The organism is Paenarthrobacter sp. JL.01a (genome assembly GCF_025452095.1).
GTDB lineage: Bacteria > Actinomycetota > Actinomycetes > Actinomycetales > Micrococcaceae > Arthrobacter.
This window is the reverse complement of record NZ_CP104877.1, coordinates 3,948,523-3,970,645: the sequence shown is the minus strand read 5'-3', so window position 1 is coordinate 3,970,645 and position 22,123 is coordinate 3,948,523. Positions and strand designations below refer to the sequence as shown.

Sequence of the window (22,123 nt, the reverse complement as noted above, 5' to 3'; positions counted from 1 at the left end):
CCGCCCTTTCTGCTTGGAGTTAATGCACATAGCGCACCTTTCGATTCGCAGCCCGGCGACAGGTAGCGGACAATGGATAGGTGCCATCAGCAAGAAGTTCCGCAACTGCCCCTTCGTCTCCTCCCAAGCCGGGAGCGCGGGGAGGCTCTGCCGTCGCGGGGATTTCGCTCCCTTGGCAGTTGGCGGGATTGGCCGTTCTGTTCCTCGCTCTTGCCGCCGCGTTGATCTTCTCCGGCGCCTCGGCTGCCCGCCAGGTTTCGGACCCCGGTGCCTTGGTGAGGTGGGGCCTTCCGTTTGCCAAGGCCATCCACAACGTCTCGGTAGCCACCGTGATCGGCGGCCTGATCTTCGCGGTAGGCATCCTGCCCAAGAACCTCGGAGGATCCCGTTCGCGGGAGAAGGACGCCGACGCGCCTGAGCATCCGGCCTTTGCCAGGGCCCTCGCGGTGGCCGCCGCAGCAGGCGCGGCGTGGACGTTGTCCGCAGTGGCAGTCCTCGTCCTGACGTACGCGGACGTCGCAGGCCAGTCACTGTCCGGTGATGCCGAGTTCACCCGTTCGCTGGTCTACTTCATGACCGACATCGAAACGGGCAAAGCCTGGCTTGCCGTAACGATTATCGCTGCCGTGGTCACCACGGCCCTGTTCGGGGTCCGCTCCCTGACCGGTCTGGCGTTCACGCTCGTGCTCGCGTTGATCGGGCTGATCCCCACAGCACTCATCGGCCATTCCTCGAGTTCAAGCGACCACGAGGGCGCCATCAATTCCCTGGGCCTGCACTTGGTGGGCGTCTCCACTTGGGTTGGCGGCATCATCATGCTGGCGGTCCTGTCGGGCCTCCTTACCGGCTCACGCCAGGCGGGAACTGCGGACATTACAGAGCAGACCCTCCGTCGTTTCTCCTCCTTGGCAGGCTTCGCTTTTGTCCTGGTGTTCGCTTCGGGCGTCATCAATGCTGCCATCCGGGTCACCAACCCCGCAGACCTGTTCGGCTCGTCGTACGGCCAACTCATTGTTGCCAAGGCTCTGGCCACGCTGGTGCTGGGTGGCATCGGTTTCATGCACCGGCAATGGGTTATTCCGCAGCTCGGGAAGAACGGATCCATGTCTGCCCGCCGGGTGCTGTGGCAACTGGTTTTGGTTGAGCTGCTGGTGATGGGCGCGACGTCGGGACTTGCCGTTGCGCTCGGTCGCTCGGCTCCGCCGCAGCCCACCACCTACGCGCCCGATGCCTCGCCGTCGTTCATCCTGTCCGGGTACGAGCTGCCACCGGAGCTGACCCCTGCGCGTTGGCTGACCGAGTGGCGCTTTGACTGGCTGTGGGTGGGCGTTGCCTTGTTCGGCGCCGTCTCCTACATCATGGGCATCGTCAAGATCCGCCGGCGCGGAGACCGGTGGTCTGCCTTCCGCACCGTGAACTGGATGATCGGCCTGGTGGTCCTGACCTACATCACGTCCGGCCCGCCCGCCGTCTACGGCCGGGTTCTGTTCTCCGCGCATATGGTGGACCACATGGCCCTCACCATGGTGGCGCCCATCTTCCTGGTTCTCGGCACCCCCGTGACGCTGGCCCTGCGCGCGCTGCCAACCCGCGGCGAGGGTGCCCACGGCTCCCGCGGCCTGCGCGAGTGGCTGCTGCTCTTCGTGCACTCCCGGTTCTCGCAGGTGGTGACGCACCCCTTGTTCGCGGCTGCCAACTTCGCGGGCTCCATTGTCTTGTTCTACTACTCGGACCTCTTCGGCCTGGCCATGCGGGAGCACGTTGGCCACGAGCTCATGAACCTGCACTTCCTGCTGACCGGATACATCTTTGTCCTGAGTATGATCGGCAGCGACCCCCTGCCTCGCCGTGCGCCCTACCCAATGCGCCTGCTGCTCCTTCTGGCGACCATGGGATTCCACGCCTTCTTCGGGGTGTCCATCATGGGCGGCACCGGCCTGCTCGCGGCAGACTACTTCGGCGACCTGGGCCGTGCCTGGGGTCCCACGGCCTTGGGAGACCAGCAACTGGGCGGCGCAGTGGCCTGGGGCATTGGTGAAATTCCCACGCTGCTGGTGGCCATCGGCGTGGCGGTCATGTGGTCACGGTCCGATGAACGGGAGAAGCGCCGGGTGGACCGCGCGGCCGACAGGAATAACGACGCCGATCTCAGTGCTTACAACGATATGTTTGCCCGGCTGGCTGAGCGTGATGCCAAGCTGTCGGGCCGCACAGCCAGGGCCACAACCGCAGCCCCGGCTGTGCGCCCCACGAACGACAATTCCGGGCAGAGTGACCCGAACACCAAGCTGGAAGGACGCTGATGAGCGAATCCGTACGTACCCAACACCGGGTCCGGGCCTCCGAACTCGAGGGCCGCGGCTGGCTCAATACGGGTGGCAAGTCCCTGGGCCTCGAGTCCCTGCGCGGCAAGATTGTGCTGCTCGATTTCTGGACCTTCTGCTGCATCAACTGCCTGCACGTGCTCGATGAGTTGCGCCCCCTGGAAGAGAAGTACTCGGACGTCTTGGTGACCGTCGGCGTGCACTCGCCCAAGTTCGAGCATGAGGCAGACCCCGTCGCATTGGCATCGGCTGTTGAGCGCTACGAGATCCACCACCCGGTCCTGGACGACCCCGAGCTCGCCACCTGGAAGGCCTACACGGCCCGCGCATGGCCCACGCTGGTGGTCGTGGATCCAGAGGGTTACATCGTGGCCCATCTTTCCGGTGAGGGCCACGCAGACGGCCTCGCTGTCCTTCTCGAAGAACTCGTCGCCGAACACGAAGCGAAGGGGACCCTCCACCGCGGCAACGGCCCATACGTGGCCCCGGAGCCAACGTCGGGCACCCTGCGGTTCCCCGGCAAGGCAACCCAGCTCGCCAACGGCAACTACCTCGTAGTGGACTCCGGCCATCACCGTTTGGTGGAATTGCGTCCCGACCTGGAAACCGTCGAGCGCGTGATCGGCTCCGGTACCAAGGGCTACCTGGACGGGCAATCCGAAATTGCACAGTTCAACGAACCGCAGGGTGTCACTTTGCTGCCGTCCGAACTTGCCTGGAAGCTCGGCTACGACGCGGTTGTGGCGGACACCGTCAACCACCGCCTCCGTGGCGTGACACTAAGTTCGGGCTACGTGCAGACGATCGCCGGCAACGGCGTGCAAAGGCTGCTGGACACCGGCCCCGCCCGTGTCACCGATTCCGGTGCCGGTACCTGGTCCGAACATCACGACGACGGTCCGGCTGACTTTGCCGGGGACGCCGTGGATGTGGGAGCGCTGGGTCTTGGTACCGAGGTTTCGCTGTCCTCCCCTTGGGATGTCGTGTGGAGCGAAAAGCTTCAGAAGGTCGTCATCGCGATGGCCGGCACCCACCAGATCTTCGCTTACGACCCGCTGGCCAACGAGGTCTCAATCCTTGCCGGCTCAGGTCTGGAAGGCTTGCTTGACGGCAAGGCGGAGGAAGCCTGGTTCGCCCAGTCCTCGGGCTTGGCGATCGACGGCGAAGACAACATCTGGGTAGCCGACTCGGAGACCTCATCCCTGCGCCGTCTTGTCATCAACGATTCCGGTGTCACGGTGGAAACCGCTGTGGGCAAGGGTCTGTTCGATTTCGGCTTCCGTGATGGCGAGGCTTCCGAAGCCCGCCTGCAGCACCCCCTCGGAGTGACGGTGCTGCCGGATAACTCCGTGGCGATTGCCGACACGTACAACGGAGCTGTGCGCCGCTACGACCCCGCTACCAAGTCCGTCTCTACACTGGCGCGGGGCCTTGCCGAGCCGAGTGACGTCGTCGTGGTCCAAGTCGAAGGCAGCGACCCGCTGCTGGTGGTGGTTGAGTCGAACAAGCACCAGCTTGTCCTGGTGCCGATTCCCAAGGAAGCCCTCCAGGTGGACGAAGGTGCATCGCAAACGCAGCGTCCCAAGAGTCCGGTGACCCCCGGAACACTCGAGCTTGCGGTGCGCTTCAAGGCTCCCACCGGGCAGAAACTCGATGACCGCTGGGGCGATCCCACCCAAATGAAGATTTCCTCCACCCCGCCTGAGCTGTTGGTTTCCGGCGGGGGGACATCGGTGGGCCTTCTGCGGACGCTGGAACTCTCGGCGGATGTTCCCGAGGGCATCCTGCACATCACCGCCCGCGCTGCCGCATGCGATGGGCCCGAAACCGAAGACGGCGAGATCCCGGACCACGCCGCGTGCCACCTGTACCAGCAGGATTGGGGCATTCCCGTGGTCCTGCAGGCCGACGGCGAGTCCGAGCTGGTCCTCGACCTCCGCGGGATGGACTAAATCGGCGACCCATGCCAAAGATGAATGGCCCGGTTCCTCCCCTGTGCGGGGCAGGAGCCGGGCCATTGCGTGTATACGGTGTGTGAATGGAGCTTTGGCAGCGAGCGGGCTAGAAAGTCAGTAAGGGCGTCACCGTCACGGTGTCACCGTTGATGTCCAGCTGCGTGGTGAAACTGAAGTCGTGCTCCACGTTGAGGTCGTTCACGAGCCCTGTGAAGAGGTTGACTTCCCTGGCGGTCAAGGTGGCCTTGCCATTCAAGGGGGCGACCACCCATTTGCCGCTGAACGGCTCGATGGAGATCTTGGGATACTCCGTAATGGCCCACTTGATGGTTCCGTCCACTACCCGCGCGTTGCTGACGTGGTAGAACGGGCAGTCGGGCTGCAGGCGTTGTTGTTCTGTAGCCTGGGCGGCGCAAGTGTCCAGGAACTCGCGGACCTTGCCGGCTACGGCGTCATTCATGGCCTTGGTGGAACGGGTCTGCAGGTTCAGGGGAGCCTGCCCGCCGTCGCGTGTTGCCACCAGCGCCGATGTTGCGGGGGCTTCGAAGTAGGTCCCGTTCAAGCTGGCCTCGTATTTGCCCGGGAAGAACACCGCAAACGTGTTGCGGCCGTTGGGCATGTTGACCGGCACACCGTTGAGGGTGGCTTCGCTGGAGTTGACCACGGTGACGTCAATGGTGGGCAGGGTAGTAGGGACGAACGCCCACTTGGCAAAGAAAAGCCACTGTGTTCCGGTGCGTTCCATCAGGAACTCGGTGTGCAGGCGGCTGCCGTCCAGGGTGTAGTCCACCGGCACCGAGACCCGGTTGCTGCCACGGGGCTCAGGGTTTCCCACTTTGACGTCGGACAGCTTGGAGGCTGCGGTCTGAAGGGCGGTTCCGTCCAGCATGGCAGCGTTGGCGGTGGGCACTTTGGCGCGCAGCAGCCCAAGCGCTTCTTCGCCGTTGCCGTCCTGGAGCGCCTGCAAATACTCCTTGACCGGCTGCTGCGGACTGGCTACGGAGGAGCTCACCAGGTTGATGGAGACGATCGCTCCGGCGACAGCGAGCATCAGACCGAGCAGCCATCCGGCTGCGGTCTTGACGAACGCTTGACTCAACTGCACGCCCTTTACGTTACCTGCCGCAGCAGCTCCCGCCGTGCAGGAGGTACCGGTTGTGACGGCCGGAACTAGCGTCGACGGCGTGAAGATGTGCCGAAAACACCGCGCATGAGGTCACGGCCGAGCTGGGTACCCATGGACCGGACCATGCTCTTCAAACCGCCTCCCAATGCTCCGCCCAGAGCTCCTGCAATGTCACCGAACACGTTGTCCTGGGGGGCCTGCGGGGCCTGCTGCGGGACCGGTACGGGAGCGGGTGGCGCCGGGAAGGAATCGGGCGTTGACGATGCGGGGCGCGAACTCGGCCGGCCTAGGATTTCTTCCTCGATCCGGCGAGCCTCTGCATCGATGTCGGCTTGGGAAGTGCCGCCAGGCGAAGCCGGTGAGCCGGAGGACGGAACCGGCGGCTGGCCCGGCGCGGCATCCCCTGTGGGCGCTGCTGTCTTGCCGTTGAGTTTCTCGTAGGCCGAAAGGTTGTCCACCGCTGTCCCGTACTTGGCCAGGAGGGACGAGGCAGCAATGGTGCTCTTGATGAGCTCATCTTCGCTGGGACCCATAACGGATTCCGGCGCACGCAGCCGGGTCAGGGCCACGGGTGTTGGTGCGCCCTTCTCGTTCATGACGGTGATGACGGCTTCACCGATTCCGGCCGAGGTGAGGGTCTCTTCGAGGTCATAGTCGCTCACCGGGAAAGTGGACACGGTGGCCTTGAGGGCCTTGGCGTCTTCGGGCGTGAAGGCGCGGAGGGCGTGCTGCACGCGGTTGGCCAACTGCCCCAGGACGTCGGCCGGAACATCCTTGGGGGTCTGGGTGACGAAGAAGATGCCCACGCCCTTGGAACGGATCAGCCGGACGGTGGTGGTGATGGCTTCAAGGAAGGCCTTGGATGCGTCGTTGAAGAGCAAGTGGGCTTCGTCCAGGAAGAACACCAGCTTGGGTTTGTCGAGGTCTCCTGCTTCGGGGAGGTCCTCAAACAGATCGGCCAGGAGCCACATGAGGAAGGTGGAGAAGAGGAGAGGCTTGGTCTGCAGCGTAGGCAGTTCCAGACAGCTGACCACACCGCGGCCGTCCGGTGCCGTGCGGAGCAACTCGGCGGTATCGAATTCGGGTTCGCCGAAGAACTTCTCCATGCCCTGCGCTTCCAGGGCGATCAACTCGCGCAGGATCACACCCGCGGTGGCCTTGGAAAGGCCGCCGAGTTCAGCGAGTTCGGCTTTGCCTTCATCCGAGGTGAGGAACTGGATGACAGCACGAAGGTCCTTGAGGTCGATCAGTTCAAGGTTCTTCTGGTCCGCGAAGTGGAAGATCAGCTGGAGGCTGGACTCCTGGGTGTCGTTGAGGTCCATGATGCGCGAGAGCAGGATGGGCCCGAACGACGTAATGGTGGCGCGGACGGGGATGCCGTTGCCGTCTCCGCCCAAGGAAAGGAATTCCACTGGGAAATTCCTGGCCTGCCAGTCCTGTCCGAGCGCGGACGTACGCGCCGTCAGCTTCTCACTGCCAGTGGCCGGCGTCGCCAAACCGGAAAGATCACCCTTGATGTCCGCGAGGAAAACCGGGACGCCCGCCGTCGAAAGCTGTTCGGCGATCATGTGCAGCGTGACGGTCTTGCCGGTGCCCGTGGCGCCCGCCACCAGGCCGTGCCTGTTCATCATGGCCAGTGGCAGTCTGACCTGGGCCTCCTTATGGACTTCACCGTCCACAATTGCGGCGCCGAGTTCTATGGTGGCCCCTTCCAAGGTGTAACCCTCTTGGATGGTGGCGAGTTTTTCCGCAGTGGTTTTCTTGGCCATGCGCATAGCTTAGCTGGGCTTGGCAAGATCCTTGCTGAAGGCCAAATGCTTGATGTCCTCGGGGTCGGCGGCGAGGTCGAACAGGGCTTTGTACCCCGTGGCGAGGTAGAGGTTCTTGGCCTCGGGTTGCCTCGGTCCGGTGGTCAGGTAGAGCTTCCGGTAGCCGCGCCGGCGTGCCTCGTTTTCAAGCTCCGCCAGGACCAAACGGGCCAGCCCGCGCCTGCGGTGCGCCGAGTGCGTCCAGATCCGCTTGAGCTCAGCGGTGTGCTCATCGTAGCGACGGAAGGCGCCGCCGGCGACGGATTCGCCGTTCTCCTGGATGATGATCAGCGCGCCGTGGGGTGCGGCAAATTCTTCGGCGGGGTAGCGGTTCAGTTCCTCCGATGCGCCTTCGCTGCTGAACAGGTCCCCGTAGCGGGTGTTGTATTCAACGGCGAGCTCGTCCAGGAGCGGCTTCACGCGAGGGTCCCGCATGGGCAGGCTGAGGACGGTAAGGCCCGACGGCGGCCGGGTTGGGGTTGAGGTCATGGCTTGCCTTTCGTTCGTGGCACCCAAGTAGGGGACAGGTAACGCTCTACTGAGCGGCCAGAGCGACAGTATCTGTCCCCTAGTTGGGTTGGAGGGCTGGGACGGCGGTGGTCAGGGATTCCAGGATCCTGCGGGCCAGGGCGTCGTTCTCCCGGAAGGGGGCTGCGTTGGTGTTTGGACGTGCGAACGCTCCCGCGCCCCAGCCCGAGGTCCAGGGACCCACCGCGAACAAACCCTGCTGTGGGCTTCCAACCGGTGAGAGGACCTCGAAATTCCCGGAAACCAGGAGCTTGCCCGTCGAGTGTGTGCCCTCGGAGGTGAGCAGCCGCTGTTCGGTGCCCCAACCGGCGTCGTGCAGGTCCGCCAAGGCGGGGTTCGCCGAACGTTCCACGGAAGCTGAAGGCAACCGGGCCTCAATGTACGCGGACGCGTCCACCACCACCGGCGACTGGAACGAACCCGCCACGAAGCGGCCCAGGGACTCGTCCGCCCGAACCCACATGCCAGGCCCAAGGAATTTGAGGAGTCCGGCCCGGTGGAGGGCGAGCATTTCGCGAAGTCGGTGCGATGGCGGCCCCGAGTCCACGAAACTGAAGAAACCGTGCCACCAGCCATGGATGGACTGCTGGGACCGGGCATTCAACCGTTCCTGCGGGACCAGCCGGCCAAGGTCCATGTACACATACAGCAAGGCAGTGAACAGGGCCAGGGTTTCGGAATGGTCAGGTCCGGTGCGCAGGTCGAGGTCCCGCTGGATGTAGGCGGTAACTGCCCGCTGGACGGCGTCGTGGTCGGCGAAGGCGCAGCCAATGAGCGGGTGGTCAAGCTTTTCCAGGTCAAGGCGCAGGGCAGCATCCGGCACGGACACCGCCACGAGTTCCTCCCGGAGCTGGCTGTACCAGTCAAGGGCATCAAAGCGGGCTTCAAAGTCGGCCCAGGAGCCCAGGACCCGCTCCGGGTAGCCGGTGAAGAGCTCACGGTAGTAGGCGTAGCCCGCGTCCTTGGCGATCAGCGGCCACAAGTGCACCCGGAAATCCAGTTCCTGATGCTCGGCAAGCAAGGCGTCGATGGCTGCTGCGGTGAAATACCGCGGACGTTCCACCGGCGTGCGCAGTGTGGAGGAAATCTTGGAGTGGTACGGCACCCCGCGTCGTGACCCTGCCCAGAGCCGCGGCTCGGCGCCGGAGGGCAGGTAGTCGAGTCCGCCGTCGGGCCTTTCCTCGAAGCGGCCGCCCCGGCCCTCGAACAGCAGCACGAGAAGGTCAACGAACGCCAGGCCCATGCCGGAGACGATGACGTCCTGGCCAGCCTCAATCCCCGAATAGTCAACATCGGTGGTGTACGACGGCGGCGCATGGAACCCGCCGTGACGGGCGGCGAACTCGCTGTGCCGGCCAGACTCGGGGTCAACAACGGAGTCCGTGTGGCCCAGGGCGTACACCACGACGTCGGCGACCACCTCGGAGCCGGCGGCCAACCGCACGCGGTGGGAACCGTCGTCGTGCCCGCCTTCAGTGGCGGCCGAAACGGCGGAGGCGGTGTCCTGGTGGACCGTTACCGTCACCTCGGGGCCGAGGGCGCTGACTGCCCGGCCAAAGAACCATTCAAGGTACTTGCTCTGGAGCTGGCGTGTGGGAAACGACGCCGGGGTCAGTTCGCGCAGCTGGGCCAGCAGGTGCGGCTCCAACTTGGGAACGTCGCGGATGGTGCCGTCCAGGACGCCGGCGGCCCACGCGGAAAGGCCGGGACCCTGCACGGAGGGGCCATCGCAGGTGACGGAGTCATCGGTAAACATGGTGACGTCCGCGGCGGTGGAGTTCAGAAGCAGTCCCGGGCTCTGGTCAAAGCGCCAGATCCTCCCGGAACCGGGCTGGTGGGGTTCTATGACGTGGATGTCCAGGGGGCCGTTGAACAGGTCCGGCCGGTTGGCTGCGAGTCGTTCCAGGACACCGGCCGTGCGGGGACCGCCGCCAATGAAGGCGATGGCGGGAACTCGTGGCGGCATGGGATCTCCTGGAATGCAGTGGTTGGTGATGCCCAATCTAAGGACTCCCGGAGGTGCTGGTCGAGGAGCGGGTAACCGCCGTTCACCACGCGTCACGGGCCGTTAACCAACGCAAAACGGCGACTCATACGACGTTTCTTGACGAGGATTGTGACGCCCCAAGAACTCCGGCGAAGCCCCGAGAAGTCCAGTGAAGAAGTGCAAATACCCGCCTTGCTGGAGGCTTTGGCACGCCCATAGATTGGCAGCCATCCGATAGAGAACAACCAACGAAATGAGGTGGCGCATGAGTGCAATCGCACCGCCTGCCACGGCGGACACTGCACCGCCCACCCCGGATTACTCCGAGTACAAGCTGGTGCCCGCCCGGCATCCCTGGCGTTGGGTGGGGACGGTGGTGGTCGCCGCCGGTGTAGCCGCGATCGCCTGGTCCCTTGTCACCAATCCCCGCTGGGAGTGGGGCGTGGTGGCCCAGTGGTTCACGGCGCAGTCAGTGGTCACCGGCCTTGTCGAGACGCTCAAGCTCACCGCAATCTCCGGCGTCCTTGGCTTCGTGCTCGGCTTCATCCTGGCGCTCATGCGTCTGTCGGCTTCGCCATTGCTGGTCTCGGTGTCCTGGACGTTCTCCTGGATTTTCCGCTCGACCCCGCTGCTGGTCCAGCTCCTGCTCTGGTACAACCTCGGCTACCTGTACGAGAAGATCAGCCTGGGCATCCCCTTCACCGATGTCCGCTTCTTCGAGGCGCAGACCACCACGCTGATCAGCCAGTTTGCTGCAGCCGTCCTGGGCCTGACGTTGAACCAGGCTGCCTATTCCGCGGAGATCATCCGTGGCGGCATCCTCTCCGTGGACCAGGGCCAGCTCGAGGCAGCCTCGGCTTTGGGCATCCCGGCATGGAAGCGCAATACCAGGATCATCCTGCCCCAAGCCATGCGCGCCATCCTTCCCAATGCCTTCAACGAGATCATCGGCTTGGTCAAGGGCACCTCGATTGTGTATGTCTTGGCCTACTCAGAGCTGTTCTACACGGTCCAGGTCATCTACAACCGCACCCAGCAGGTGCTGCCGCTGCTCCTGGTGGCGACGCTCTGGTACGTGGTCATCACCTCGGTGCTGAGCATTTTCCAGTACTACATCGAACGCCACTTCTCCAAGGGCGCCGTCCGGAACCTGCCGCTCACCCCGCTGCAGAAAGCGCGGAAATTCTTTGCAAGCCATGCTCCCGCCTCGACCACGAAGGACGCCCGATGAGCATCATCGCCGCACGCAAGCAAGCAACGACGACGGCGGCACAGGCTGTTGCTGAAACCTCGGCCGCCGCATCGGCCGGGACAGCTTCAGCCGGGAAAGCTCCGGCCGCAACGGCTGTGCAGCCGGTACCCACGCGCGGGCAGGTCGACATCACCAACGTCCGCAAGTCCTTCGGCGCCACGGAGGTCCTCAAGGGAGTGTCCCTCTCGGTTCCCCCGGGTGGTGTTGCAGTGATCGTGGGCCCGTCCGGCTCCGGCAAGTCCACCCTGTTGCGGACCATCAACCACCTGGAAAAGGTCGACGGCGGCTACATCACCATCGACGGCGAACTGGTGGGCTACGAGGTCCGCGGCAACAAGCTCCACGAACTGCGCGAGAAGGACATCCTCAAGCAGCGCACGAACATCGGCATGGTGTTCCAGAACTTCAACCTGTTCCCGCACCTGACTGCGCTGGAGAACGTGGCTGAGGCGCCGGTAGTGGCGCAAGGCCGTTCCAAGGCCGAAGCACGTAAGCGCGGACTGGAACTCCTGGACCGCGTGGGCCTGAAGGACCGTGCAGACGCCTACCCCCGCCAGCTTTCCGGTGGGCAGCAGCAGCGCGTTGCCATTGCCCGGGCACTGGCCCTTGATCCGAAGATCCTGCTCTTCGACGAGCCCACGTCCGCCCTGGACCCGGAGCTGGTCAACGAGGTCCTCGATGTCATCCGGGAACTCGCCACGTCAGGAACCACCCTCATTGTGGTGACCCACGAGATGGGCTTTGCCCGGGACGTCGCAGACACTGTGGTGTTCATGGACGACGGTGTGATCGTCGAGTCCGGCTCGCCCCAGGACATATTTGCCAACCCCCGCGAAGAACGTACCCGCACATTCTTCTCCCGAGTCATCGAACCGGCTTTCAACATCTAGGACCCCTTCATGCTTCGCACCACCCGCTCCACCACCATCCGTTCCACACGCAAAACCAAGCTCCTGTCGCTCGCGGTGCTGCCCGCCGTCGTCCTTCCTGTACTGGCCGGTTGCGCCGATCCCGGGGCGTCGGCAGCCAAGCCGGAATCCGAAGCCGCCAAGAACGGCATCGTCTACAACACCTCTGTGGACCAGAACCGCATCCGCAGCGAAAAGGACACTGCCGCCGCGGCTGCCGTTCCCGCAGCCATCGCCAAGGACGGCAAGCTGACCGTGGCCACCACCGCGGGTTCGATCCCTCTGTCCTTCCACGCCACGGACGACAAGACCGCGATCGGCGTCGAGGTGGACATCGCCCAGCTGGTGGCCGACAAGCTCGGTCTTGACCTGGACCTGCAGGTGACATCCTGGGAGAACTGGCCGCTGAAGACACAGTCCGGTGACTTCGAGGCCGTGTTCTCCAACGTGGGCATCAACGCCGCACGCGTGAAGCTGTTCGACTTCTCCACCTACCGCGCGGCCTTCATGGGCTTCGAGGCGAAGAAGAACTCCAGCTACGACATCAAGGGCTCGGACGACATTTCGGGCCTCAAGATTTCCGTCGGTTCCGGCACCAACCAGGAAAAGATCCTGCTGGCCTGGAACAAGGAACTCGAGGCAAAGGGCAAGGCCCCGGCCACGCTGCAGTACTACTCCTCCGACGCCGACACCATCCTGGCGCTCTCCTCGGGCCGAACCGACCTGAACCTCGCTCCGTACCCGTCCGTGACCTACCGCGAGAACACCCGTGACGACCTCAAGGTGGTTGGCAAGGTCAACGCCGGCTGGCCGTCCGAGACCCTGGTGGCAGCCACTACGCTCAAGGGCAACGGCCTGGCCCCGGCCATCACCGACGCCTTGAACTCCACCATCAAGGACGGCACCTACGCCAAGGTCCTGGAACGCTGGGGCCTTTCCGAAGAAGCCGTCCCCGAATCCAAGACCGTCACCGAAGCAAACTTTGGAACGGGCAAATGAAATTCCAGGTCCTGGACATCATTCCCCACCTGAAGAATCCGGTGACCGGGGAGATCGTCTCCACCGCTGACCGGCTCAACCAGGTGGTGGAGACGGCCCGCCGCGCGGAGGAACTCGGTTTCGACAGCTTCTCCGTGGGGGAACGCCACGCCGGCGAGTTCGTCTCATCGTCCCCGACGACGGTCCTCGCCGCGATCGCTGCCGTTACCAGCCGCATCCGCCTCCAGACCGGGGTCACAGTGCTCTCCGTGCTGGATCCCGTGCGGGTCGCCGAGGACTACGCCACCATCGACCAGCTGAGCCGTGGCCGCCTTGAACTGGTGATCGGCAAGGGCAACGAGGTACTGCAGTACCCGTTGTTTGGATTGTCCTTGGACGATCAATGGGAGCTCCTGGCCGAGAAGTACGCCCTGTTGCGGACTCTGTGGCGCAAGGAAAGCGTCACCTGGACCGGCCGCTTCCGGCCCGCCCTCACCGAACCAACGACGACGACGCCGCGCCCTTTCGCGGGGTCGCCGCGGATTTGGCACGGCTCGGCTACAACCCTGACGTCCGCTGCGCTCGCGGCCAAGTGGGGCGACCCGCTGTTCACGGCCAACGCCATCCAGCCGCGGGAGAACTACAAGGTCCTGATCGACCACTACCGTGAAGAGTACGAACGCCACGGCCACGATCCGCGGCACCAGTACCTTGGCTCTGGCAGCGGGGCCGGCGGGGTATTCATCGCGGACACCACGCAGGAGGCCATCCGCCAGTACGGTCCCGTCTATGAGGGCCTGACCGCCGGGCGCAACGTCCCCGGCAACAACTCGCCCTTCCGGGACATCGAACACGCGGTTGCCGAGGGGCCCGCCCTGGTGGGAAGCCCGGAGCAGGTCATCGACAAGATCCTCAGCTACCACTCGCTGTACAACCACGATCTCCAGTCGATCTCCCTGCCCACCACCCTTCCCTTCGAGAAGCAGCTGGAAATCCTGGAGCGGTTTGCCCTGGAAGTCATCCCGGCCGTTCGTTCGGCCGCCCCCACCACTCTCTGGGAGTCCGGGGATCCGTTCGGTGGCCGTCCGGAGTTTGCCGGGGCCACCGAACCGGACGCAGCAGCAGCCGTCACCGCCGACCACGCCTTGAACAGGAGCGACACCGCACATGTCTACGCACACTGAAACCGCGCTCGAAGCCTTCGACGAGGAATGGCAGGAGTGGCACGCAGCCCACGAACGCCACCGCGCCCACCCGCACGGCTTCCTGGCCGTCACCCACCTTCACTGGCTGACCGCTGAGCCGACCCGGCTGGAAGGTGCGCCGGGAACCTGGAGCGCGGCAGACGACGTCGTACGTGTTGAACTTGAGGCGGGCGAAAGCCTGCTGCAGGACGGAGTTGGGCTCAGCGGCAGCGTTGGGCTCGGGCCGATCGCGGAACGCGGCGGCATCAACCTCGTATCCGGAGACACCGTGATCGAGGTGGCCAAGCGCGGCGGCGAGTACATCGTGCGCCCGAGGAACCCGGAGAACGCGTTGCTCCAGGAGTACCAGGGCACACCCGCGTACACCCCTAATGCGGCGTTTGCCGTGGCTGGGACCTTTGTCCCGTTCGAGGCGCCGCGTGAGACCACCGTGGGTGCGGCCGTCGAGGGCATCCAGCATGTCTATGAAGCCCCGGGGGAAATCCGTTTCAAACTTGCCGGGCAGGAGCTCGCACTGACCGCGTTCAACGGGTATGCACCGGGGTCCTTGTCCGTGCTGTTCACGGACCAGACTTCCGGAAAGACCACGTACGCCGCGAACCGGTCGCTGTCCGTGACACCCGCCGCTGATGGCACCGTGACGCTGGACTTCAACCGCGCGGTCAACCTGCCGTGCGCCTACACGGACCTCGCCACCTGCCCGCTGCCGCCTGCCGAAAACCGGCTGCCCGTGGCCATCGAAGCCGGCGAAAAGATTCCCTACGAACGTCAGGACCAGAAGTGAGCATCTCCCATACCCCAGGATTCCTGGCCATCGAACTGGATGGGGCCGGATACCAGGACCTCGCCGGGGCTGTCCTCGCCGCGGAATCCGCCGGCTTCCATGTAGCCACGTTCCAGGACGCACCCCGCGCCGGACGCGCCAATGCCCTCCAGCGCGCTGCGTTCGCCGGCCCGATCACCCGGACCATCGCCGTGGTGCCGGAAGTGGACACTGTCTATACGGAGCCCTTTCACATCTCCACGCAGCTCGCCAGCCTGGATTACGTCTCCGGAGGCCGTGCCGGGTGGATCGCGACCGCGGACGAGTCACCTGAGGCCGCTGCCGCCGTCGGACGCTCTTTTGTCTCAGGTGAGGCACTCGCGCAGGAAGCCGCGGCGTCCATCGAAGTGGGGCGGCGTCTGTGGGACTCCTGGGAGGACGATGCTGTGATCCGCGATGTCGCCACGGGCCGCTACCTGGACGTCGACAAGCTTCACTACGCGGACTTCGAAACCCCTGCCGATTTCGCCGCCGCGCCCTATTCGGTGAAGGGACCGTCCATCATTCCAAGGCCCCTGCAGGGACAGCTGCCCGTGCTGGCCGCCGCGTCCCTGGTGGGCGAAGGGCTGGTGCCGGTCGAGGCTGTTGACGCTGTTCTGGTGTCCGCGCCCACGCCCGGGCTGCTGACCGCCGAGATCCGCGATGTCCGTGCTCGGCTGGGCGGTTCGCTGGCCGTTGTTGCCGAGCTCGACGTCGTCCTGGACGCGCGCGGGCAGGCTGCGGAAGCGCGCGTGGCCTCTTTGCCGGAAAGCGGACGGGCACGTTATGCCGGACCGGCTGCGGGACTCGTCGAGCTGCTGGACGTTTTGCTGGGCGAAGCCGATGGCATCCGTCTGCACCCTGCTGCCGTGGACGTGGATCTTGAGGAACTTTCCCGTCTTGTCCTTCCCGGGCTGCGTCGCAGCGGTTCGTTGCTCGGACCCCTCCAGGATGGAACGTTCCGCGATCTGCTGGGCCTTGGACCGGCGCAGAACCGCTACGCAACCACCGCCTCCGGAACAGGAAACTAAGGACCACCATGACACGCGATATTTTCCAGCCGAGCGGCCAGATCCAGTTCGGCATCTTCTTCCAGGGCGTCAACTCAGGCACTGTCTGGAAGGCAGCGGAATCCGGTTCGCAGACAGACTTCGAATCCTTCCGCCGCATCGTTCAAACCGCTGAGCGCGGCAAGTTTGCTGCCTTCTTCCTGGGTGAAGGGCTGCGGCTTCGCGAACACCTGGGGCGTCCCCACGCACTGGATGTGGCCGGTCGGCCCGATGCCCAAACCATGCTCGCCGCCCTGGCGTCGGTGACGAAGAACATCGGCCTGGTGGCCACCCAGAACACCACCTACAACGATCCGGCGGACCTGGCACACCGTTTGTCCTCGCTGGACCTGATCTCCGGTGGCCGGGCGGCATGGAATGTGGTGACCACGGACAACGCCTGGACCGGAGCCAACTTCCGCCGCGGCGGCTATCTGGACCATGCCGACCGCTACAAGCATGCAGAAGCTTTTGTTGAGACAGCCAAGCGGATCTGGGACTCGTGGGAAACTGCCGAGGGTCCTGCCCGGCCTGTGCTCCACGAAGGCCAGCACTACACCGTTGACGTGACTCCCCGCCTGCCGCGCAGCGCCCAGTACCGTCCCGTGCTCTTCCAGGCCGGCGACTCACCCGAGGGCCGGGACTTCGCTGCCCGGCAGGCAGACGTCATCTTCTCGGCGCATCCCAAGTTCGATGACGCCGTCGAGTTCCGCCGCGACATTGTTGCCCGTTCGGTGGCAGCAGGCCGCGGTGCCAACGCCGTGCAGATCATGCCTGCCAGTGAATTCATCCTGGCGGCCACCCCGGAGGAGGCAGAGGAGAAGAAGGCCTGGGTCCGGAGCCTGCAGATCGGGCCCCAGCAGGCCATCGCGTACCTGGAGCAATTCTGGGGCCGTGAACTGTCCTCCTATGACCCCGATGGTCCGCTTCCGGAGATCGACCCCGTGGTGGAAGAAACATCAGAGACGCGCGGCAGTGGATTCCACGGTGCCAAGGCGCGCCAGCTGGCCGACCAATGGCGTGCCGAGGCCAAGGACAAGGGGCTCTCCATCCGCCAGTTCGTCACGTCCAAGACTGCGCGCATCGACTCCACGTTCACCGGCTCCTACTCGGCGGTGGCCGATCACCTCGCTGAGTACGCCCGCGTCGGTGCTGTGGACGGCTTCAACATCTCGCCGTGGCTCATCCCTACGGGCCTGGACGACATCGTGAACCACCTGGTCCCCGAGCTCCAGGAACGCGGTGTCTACCCCACGGAGTACCGAGGCACTACGCTGCGCGAAAACCTTGGCCTTGAAACCCCGGTGCGCTCCGAACACTCAGTGCAGGTCTGATGAAGAGGCTGGAAAATTCTGCTGGATCATTCCCCACGGACGGGAACGAAGCCCCGGAATCACGGGGGCTGTTTCCGCTGCTCCTGGCGATGATCCGGCAGAATTTCTCGGCTGGTCCGGTGGATGAGGACCACGGAACAGTCGCGTTGCAGCTCACGGTGTTGGGGCAGCCACTCTAGGGTGTCCTTCCGGTGAGGGCTACAGCAGTTCCCGGAACACGTTCCAGCCGTTGCCGACAGGCCCGTATGGCCCATACAACGCTGTGGTGGCCGCACCCGTGGAGTAGAGCACAAGATCGCCGTTCTGGTTAATGGCCACCAGGTTGTTGTACTTCTGATGGGCGAAGCTGCCCATGCCCGACACGTCCTGGAAAGTGTTCCAACCGCCGCCCATGAACGCCGGGACTCCCCATCCTCCTTGGCCGTCGGTGGGGTACAGATGAAGGCCGCCGTTGTGGTCCCGTCCGAAGATCTCAACCGTGCCGTCGCCGTTCATATCGCCGCTGGTGATGATCTTGTCCATGACCTGCCATCCCCAGCCCACCTTGGACGGTGCGAGCCAGCCTCCATTGCCATCGCCGGGGTAGAGGTAGAGATCGCCGCCGGGAGTCCTGGCCAGGACATCATTGCTGCCATCGCCGTTGAAGTCGCCCGGGCCCACAATCGAATCAAAAATGTTCCATCCCGAGCCGACCTGCCGGGTAGGGAGCCAGCCACCCTCGCCGTCGCCGGGGTAGAGGAACAACTGGCCCGCACCGTTTCTGGCGAGAAGATCATTGAACCCGTCGCCGTCGAAATCACCGGGCGAGAAAACGATGTTGAACATGTTCCAGCCCGCGCCTACTTGCCGGGGCTCGTCCCATGAACCCCAGTATGCGGGGCAAGGACCTTCGCAGGAGCCCTTGTAGTAGGTGTAGGTCCGCGGGTACAGGATGAGCCGGCCGTCATGTGTCCGTGCCAAGGGTTCGAAATTGCCCCGCCCCGTCCAGCCCATGGCGCGGGAAGAAGCCTTCATGGCAGTCGTCCCAGGGCTGAGCTGGGTGCCGGTGGGACAGCCGGGTTCACCGGGAGTCAAGGGATGGACCCGCACAGAGATGCGGCTGCCCAGGTCCTCGGGCAAGATCCGCAAGGTTTCGCCCTGCCGCTCCTGGGGAAGTGTTTCGCCGTCCCGCAGCCACTCCAAGGAGATGCCGTCGCCGGAGCCGTCAGGATTTTTGCAACCCCAGTAGTCGTAGTTGTACTGGCGGCGCATTTCGGAACCGACATACGGAACCCCGTCGATATAAGGCGTGGGCTGGTAGTCGGCCGTGGCTGGTCCGGCAGCCAGGAGGCCGGAGGCAAAGAGACCAACTGACAATGCGATGGTGCTTGCGTGCCTTGGAGTGCGCGCTCGAAAGATCCCCATTTTTCCCCCCGGAAAGTGTCGCGTCGAAGCCGCGTGGTGTGCTGAGGTTACCGCATTCCGGTGCAGCTGTGGTCAGCTGTTGCCCGGAGCCACCATGAAGACATCGATCGCGTCCTCGGATTCCAGCGTGAAGCCGTGCCGTTCGTACAAGCGACGGGCAGGGCTACCTTGCAGCACATCCAGCCGGAAGGGCCGCTCGTCCACCGATGCAGCCATGACGTGGCGCAATACGGCCCCGCCAAGTCCCTTGCCCTGATGGGCGGGTGCGATGAAGAAATGTTCTATCCACCGCGCGTCCGGTTCAGGCCGGACAGCGATCACCCCGGCGTCGACACCGTCTGAATGGATGATGTACGTGTGCTCCGGCTGGAAGGAGTTCAGGAAGCGCTCGCGGACACGGACGGGGTCGAAGCGCTCAAGCCGTTCCAGATCAGGACGCATCACCACGGCACGGAGTTCGGCAATCCAGGCGGCGTCGGTGTCTGCGGCCGGGCGCAGGACAAAGTCAGGCATGGTTCAAGCGTAGGTGCTCCGGCTCAGCTCTTTTCCTCGACGGGAGCCTGCGCGGCGTCACGTTGTGTAGCCACCCAACTGGCGAGCACCTTCAAAGCGTCTTCGGAGGGCGTTCCCGGTTCTGCCGTGTACACGTTGATACGCAGCCCAGGATCGGCCGCGAGCTCGAGCGCCTCGAAACTCAAGTCCAGGTCCCCAACGACCGGGTGATAAAGGTGCTTCCTGCCGGTCCGGTGGTACTTCACGTCGTGACGGGCCCATCGGATGCGGAATTCTTCGCTGCGGGTGGAGAGCTCCCCAATAAGGTCCGTAAGGTCCCGGTCATAGGGATTCTTCCCGGCAGTGGACCGGAGCACGGCAACGATGTCGTCCGCGCTGCGCTCCCAGTCAGCGAAGAACTGCCGGGCTTTCGGATTCAGGAAGGTGAACCGGGCGCTGTTCGGCGGCTTGGTCTCCTCGGCCATCAAGTCCATATACAGCGCTGCGCCCAGTTCATTGGAGGCCAAGACATCGCCGCGGTCGTTGCGGACCCAGGCCGGCGCCGTCGTGATTGCATCGACGACGCGCTGAACGCTTGGGCGGACCGTGCGGGGGCTTCGCTTGCGACGCACGCGTGGAGCGGCGCCTGCCGCGCGGGCGAGGTCGAAAAGGTGGGCTGTTTCGGCGTCGTCAAGCTGTAAAGCGCGGCCGAGCGCCTCCAGGACGCTGTCCGACGCGCCGGAAAGATTCCCCCGCTCCAGCCTGATGTAGTAATCGATGCTCATCCCGGCAAGCATCGCCACCTCCTCGCGGCGGAGCCCGGCAACGCGGCGGTTCCCGCCGTAGGCAGGCAGGCCGGCGGCCTCGGGCGTGATCCGCGCCCGGCGCGAGGTCAGGAACTTTCGCACGTCGTCACTGTGGGTCATGCCTGCAACGCTACGCTGCCCGGGTTCCGCGAGGGAGGGACTGCCGTTACTTGGGAACGCAGGGAGGTAATAGTGTGCACTCCCAGGCGTGCGTTGCCGTGAATAGCGTGGAGAGCATGAACAGTGAACTGACTCTCAACAATGGCGTGACCATGCCGGCGCTCGGCTTGGGCGTTTTCCAAAGCGCCCCGGAAGAAACGACGGCGGCAGTTCAGGCGGCGCTCGCGTCCGGCTACCGGCATATCGACACTGCGGCGGCCTACGGGAATGAACGGGAGGTCGGCGAAGGTATCCGCGCATCGGGACTGGACCGCCGGGATGTCTTCATCGAGACAAAGGTCTGGGTCAGCGACTACGGCTACGATCAGACGCTCCATGCCTGGGACAAAGCCGTGGGAAAGCTCGGTGTGGACTACCTGGACCTTTTCATCCTGCACCAGCCCGCTCCGGACCGTTTCGACCAGACAACCGCGGCCTACAAGGCATTGGAGAAGCTGCTGTCCGACGGCCGTGTCCGGGCGATCGGGGTCAGCAATTTCATGCCGCACCATCTCAAGGAATTGCTCGCTTCCACGGACGTTGTGCCGGCGGTGAACCAGATCGAGCTTCACCCCTACTTCACGCAGCCGGAGGTCCAGGCCGCCGACGCTGACAACGGAATCCTCACCCAGGCGTGGTCGCCGATCGGCGGGATCACCTTCTACCCGGGCTGGGGCGAAGAGCGGCAGAACGTAATGGCGGAGCCCGCGATCGCTGCCATCGCACAGGCCCACGGGAAGACGCCGGCGCAGGTCATGATCCGCTGGCACCTTCAGCAGGGCCGCTCGGCCATCCCAAAGTCCACCAACCCTGCAAGGATCGCGGAGAACTTCGACGTCTTTGATTTCGAACTCAGCAGCGGCGAACTGGAGGCCATCGACGGATTGGACCGGGGTATACGGAACGGGCCGGATCCGGACGTCGCCCGGCCTGAGCGCTTCGCCATGGTGATACCGGAAGCGTGACCGTAACTTACAGATGCAGGCCATGGGCCGGCAATGAAGGATTGGGCGTGCCCGGAAATCCCCGCCAACCATAGGATGAACCTGACGAAAGGTGCAGCCACGATGGTCACACGCGAAGAAGTAGAAGCCGCCTACACCCGGACGGCTGGCTGGGTTCGGCACACTCCCATGGCGGAGAGTGGAAACGGCGAGCCATACCATCTGTGGTTCAAATGCGAATACATGCAGCACACGGGATCCTTCAAGGCCCGCGGCGCCTTCAACCGGCTGCTCACTGCCAGGGAGAGCGGCGAGCTCGACCCTGCCGTGGGGATTGTGGTGGCCTCGGGAGGCAACGCTGGACTGGCCAACGCCTATGCTGCGGCCAAGCTCGGCGTCCCGGCAACTGTTTTCGTTCCGGAATCCGCTCCGGCGAACAAGGTCCACAAGCTCTATGCCATAGGGGCCACCGTGGTCCAAGGCGGTGCAGAGTACGCCGAGGCCTACGCGGCTGCCGTCACCTTCGCCCAGGAGAAGGGCGCCGTCTACTGCCACGCCTACGGCCAGCCTGAAATCGTGGCCGGCGCCGGTGGCGTTGGGCTTGAGCTTTTGGACGAACTGCCCGACGTCGATACCATCCTCGTCGCTGTCGGCGGCGGTGGGTTGATGGGCGGCATTGCGGCGGCAGCTGAAGGCCGGGCGCACGTTGTCGCTGTTGAGCCGGAAACGGTTCCCACCCTGCACACTGCTTTGGCGCAGGGGGAACCGGTGGATGTCGCGGTCTCCGGAATTGCCGCTGATTCCCTGGGTGCCCGCCGGGTGGGAGAGATCGGCTTTGGGGTGGCCCGCCGGACCGGGGTGGAGAGTGTGCTCGTGACGGACCAGGACATCGTGGATGCCCGGCGTGCCCTATGGGAGAAGCACCGGATCCTGGTGGAACACGGTGCTGCGGCAGCGTATGCCGCGCTGCTCTCGGGTGCGTACGCCCCGCGCGATGGTGAGACGGTCGCCGTCGTACTGTGTGGCGCGAACACGGACCCATCACAGCTCTGATTAACCCAA

Annotated in this window: 18 protein-coding genes; 11 read left to right on the top strand and 7 right to left on the bottom strand. The window is 64.5% G+C overall.

All coding sequences use genetic code 11. The features are described 5' to 3' along the window. Positions 1–80 precede the first annotated feature (80 nt). Together N5P29_RS18810 and N5P29_RS18805 are read left to right on the top strand one after the other, a co-directional pair. Positions 81–2,303, top strand: coding sequence for a bifunctional copper resistance protein CopD/cytochrome c oxidase assembly protein (locus N5P29_RS18810; protein ID WP_262276309.1), 2,223 nt, complete (start codon positions 81–83; stop codon positions 2,301–2,303). Further along, entirely contained in the window at positions 2,303–4,276 is a 1,974-nt protein-coding gene (locus N5P29_RS18805; RefSeq protein WP_262276308.1) for an NHL domain-containing thioredoxin family protein, read from the top strand. Before N5P29_RS18810 ends, N5P29_RS18805 begins: the two co-directional genes overlap by 1 nt. Before the next feature lie 109 nt (positions 4,277–4,385). On the opposite strand, the gene N5P29_RS18800 is transcribed toward N5P29_RS18805, so the two are convergent. The 4 genes from N5P29_RS18800 to N5P29_RS18785 all read right to left on the bottom strand — a co-directional run bounded on the left by N5P29_RS18800 (position 4,386) and on the right by N5P29_RS18785 (position 9,707). After that, positions 4,386–5,378, bottom strand: coding sequence for a hypothetical protein (locus N5P29_RS18800; protein ID WP_262278617.1), 993 nt, complete (start codon positions 5,376–5,378; stop codon positions 4,386–4,388). A 71-nt stretch (positions 5,379–5,449) separates the two neighbouring features. After that, a complete protein-coding gene (locus N5P29_RS18795) occupies positions 5,450–7,174 on the bottom strand; it encodes a helicase HerA-like domain-containing protein (RefSeq protein ID WP_262276307.1) in 1,725 nt (574 codons plus the stop codon). Between the two features lie 9 nt (positions 7,175–7,183). Continuing rightward, entirely contained in the window at positions 7,184–7,702 is a 519-nt protein-coding gene (locus N5P29_RS18790) for a GNAT family N-acetyltransferase (RefSeq protein ID WP_262276306.1), read from the bottom strand. A 79-nt stretch (positions 7,703–7,781) separates the two neighbouring features. Then, the gene (locus N5P29_RS18785) at positions 7,782–9,707 is read right to left on the bottom strand and encodes an FAD/NAD(P)-binding protein (protein WP_262276305.1); all 1,926 of its coding nucleotides are present in this window, start codon (positions 9,705–9,707) and stop codon (positions 7,782–7,784) included. Between the two features lie 286 nt (positions 9,708–9,993). On the opposite strand from N5P29_RS18785, the gene N5P29_RS18780 reads away from it, so the two are divergent. The 7 genes from N5P29_RS18780 to N5P29_RS18750 are packed head-to-tail and all read left to right on the top strand — an operon-like array spanning position 9,994 to position 17,256. Continuing rightward, positions 9,994–10,959: an amino acid ABC transporter permease gene (locus N5P29_RS18780; RefSeq protein WP_262276304.1), complete on the top strand. Its 966-nt coding sequence runs from the start codon at positions 9,994–9,996 to the stop codon at positions 10,957–10,959. Next, positions 10,956–11,870, top strand: coding sequence for an amino acid ABC transporter ATP-binding protein (locus N5P29_RS18775; RefSeq protein WP_262276303.1), 915 nt, complete (start codon positions 10,956–10,958; stop codon positions 11,868–11,870). Before N5P29_RS18780 ends, N5P29_RS18775 begins: the two co-directional genes overlap by 4 nt. A 9-nt stretch (positions 11,871–11,879) precedes the next feature. After that, complete coding sequence (locus N5P29_RS18770; RefSeq protein ID WP_262276302.1) at positions 11,880–12,887, top strand: ABC transporter substrate-binding protein; 1,008 nt, start codon at positions 11,880–11,882, stop codon at positions 12,885–12,887. Further along, a complete protein-coding gene (locus N5P29_RS18765; RefSeq protein WP_262276301.1) occupies positions 12,884–14,050 on the top strand; it encodes an LLM class flavin-dependent oxidoreductase in 1,167 nt (388 codons plus the stop codon). The genes N5P29_RS18770 and N5P29_RS18765 overlap by 4 nt, the downstream gene beginning before the upstream one ends. After that, on the top strand, positions 14,034–14,855 hold the full coding sequence (locus tag N5P29_RS18760; RefSeq protein ID WP_262276300.1) for a DUF1684 domain-containing protein: 822 nt from the start codon (positions 14,034–14,036) through the stop codon (positions 14,853–14,855). The genes N5P29_RS18765 and N5P29_RS18760 overlap by 17 nt, the downstream gene beginning before the upstream one ends. After that, positions 14,852–15,904, top strand: coding sequence for an LLM class flavin-dependent oxidoreductase (locus N5P29_RS18755; protein ID WP_262276299.1), 1,053 nt, complete (start codon positions 14,852–14,854; stop codon positions 15,902–15,904). The genes N5P29_RS18760 and N5P29_RS18755 overlap by 4 nt, the downstream gene beginning before the upstream one ends. 8 nt (positions 15,905–15,912) lie before the next feature. Then, positions 15,913–17,256 carry an NtaA/DmoA family FMN-dependent monooxygenase gene (locus N5P29_RS18750; protein ID WP_262276298.1) on the top strand — a complete coding sequence of 448 codons (1,344 nt, stop codon included), beginning with the start codon at positions 15,913–15,915 and terminating at the stop codon, positions 17,254–17,256. A 198-nt stretch (positions 17,257–17,454) separates the two neighbouring features. Here N5P29_RS18750 and N5P29_RS18745 read toward each other — a convergent pair whose 3' ends face one another. The 3 genes from N5P29_RS18745 to N5P29_RS18735 form a co-directional block, all read right to left on the bottom strand. Next, complete coding sequence (locus N5P29_RS18745; RefSeq protein ID WP_262276297.1) at positions 17,455–18,660, bottom strand: FG-GAP repeat domain-containing protein; 1,206 nt, start codon at positions 18,658–18,660, stop codon at positions 17,455–17,457. 72 nt (positions 18,661–18,732) lie between these two features. After that, positions 18,733–19,173 carry a GNAT family N-acetyltransferase gene (locus N5P29_RS18740; RefSeq protein WP_262276296.1) on the bottom strand — a complete coding sequence of 147 codons (441 nt, stop codon included), beginning with the start codon at positions 19,171–19,173 and terminating at the stop codon, positions 18,733–18,735. A gap of 23 nt (positions 19,174–19,196) precedes the next feature. Further along, on the bottom strand, positions 19,197–20,078 hold the full coding sequence (locus tag N5P29_RS18735) for a helix-turn-helix transcriptional regulator (protein WP_262276295.1): 882 nt from the start codon (positions 20,076–20,078) through the stop codon (positions 19,197–19,199). A 116-nt stretch (positions 20,079–20,194) separates the two neighbouring features. On the opposite strand from N5P29_RS18735, the gene N5P29_RS18730 reads away from it, so the two are divergent. Both N5P29_RS18730 and N5P29_RS18725 read left to right on the top strand, forming a co-directional pair. Next, positions 20,195–21,082 carry an aldo/keto reductase gene (locus N5P29_RS18730; RefSeq protein ID WP_262276294.1) on the top strand — a complete coding sequence of 296 codons (888 nt, stop codon included), beginning with the start codon at positions 20,195–20,197 and terminating at the stop codon, positions 21,080–21,082. A 102-nt stretch (positions 21,083–21,184) separates the two neighbouring features. After that, positions 21,185–22,114: a threonine/serine dehydratase gene (locus N5P29_RS18725; protein WP_262276293.1), complete on the top strand. Its 930-nt coding sequence runs from the start codon at positions 21,185–21,187 to the stop codon at positions 22,112–22,114. Positions 22,115–22,123 lie beyond the last annotated feature (9 nt).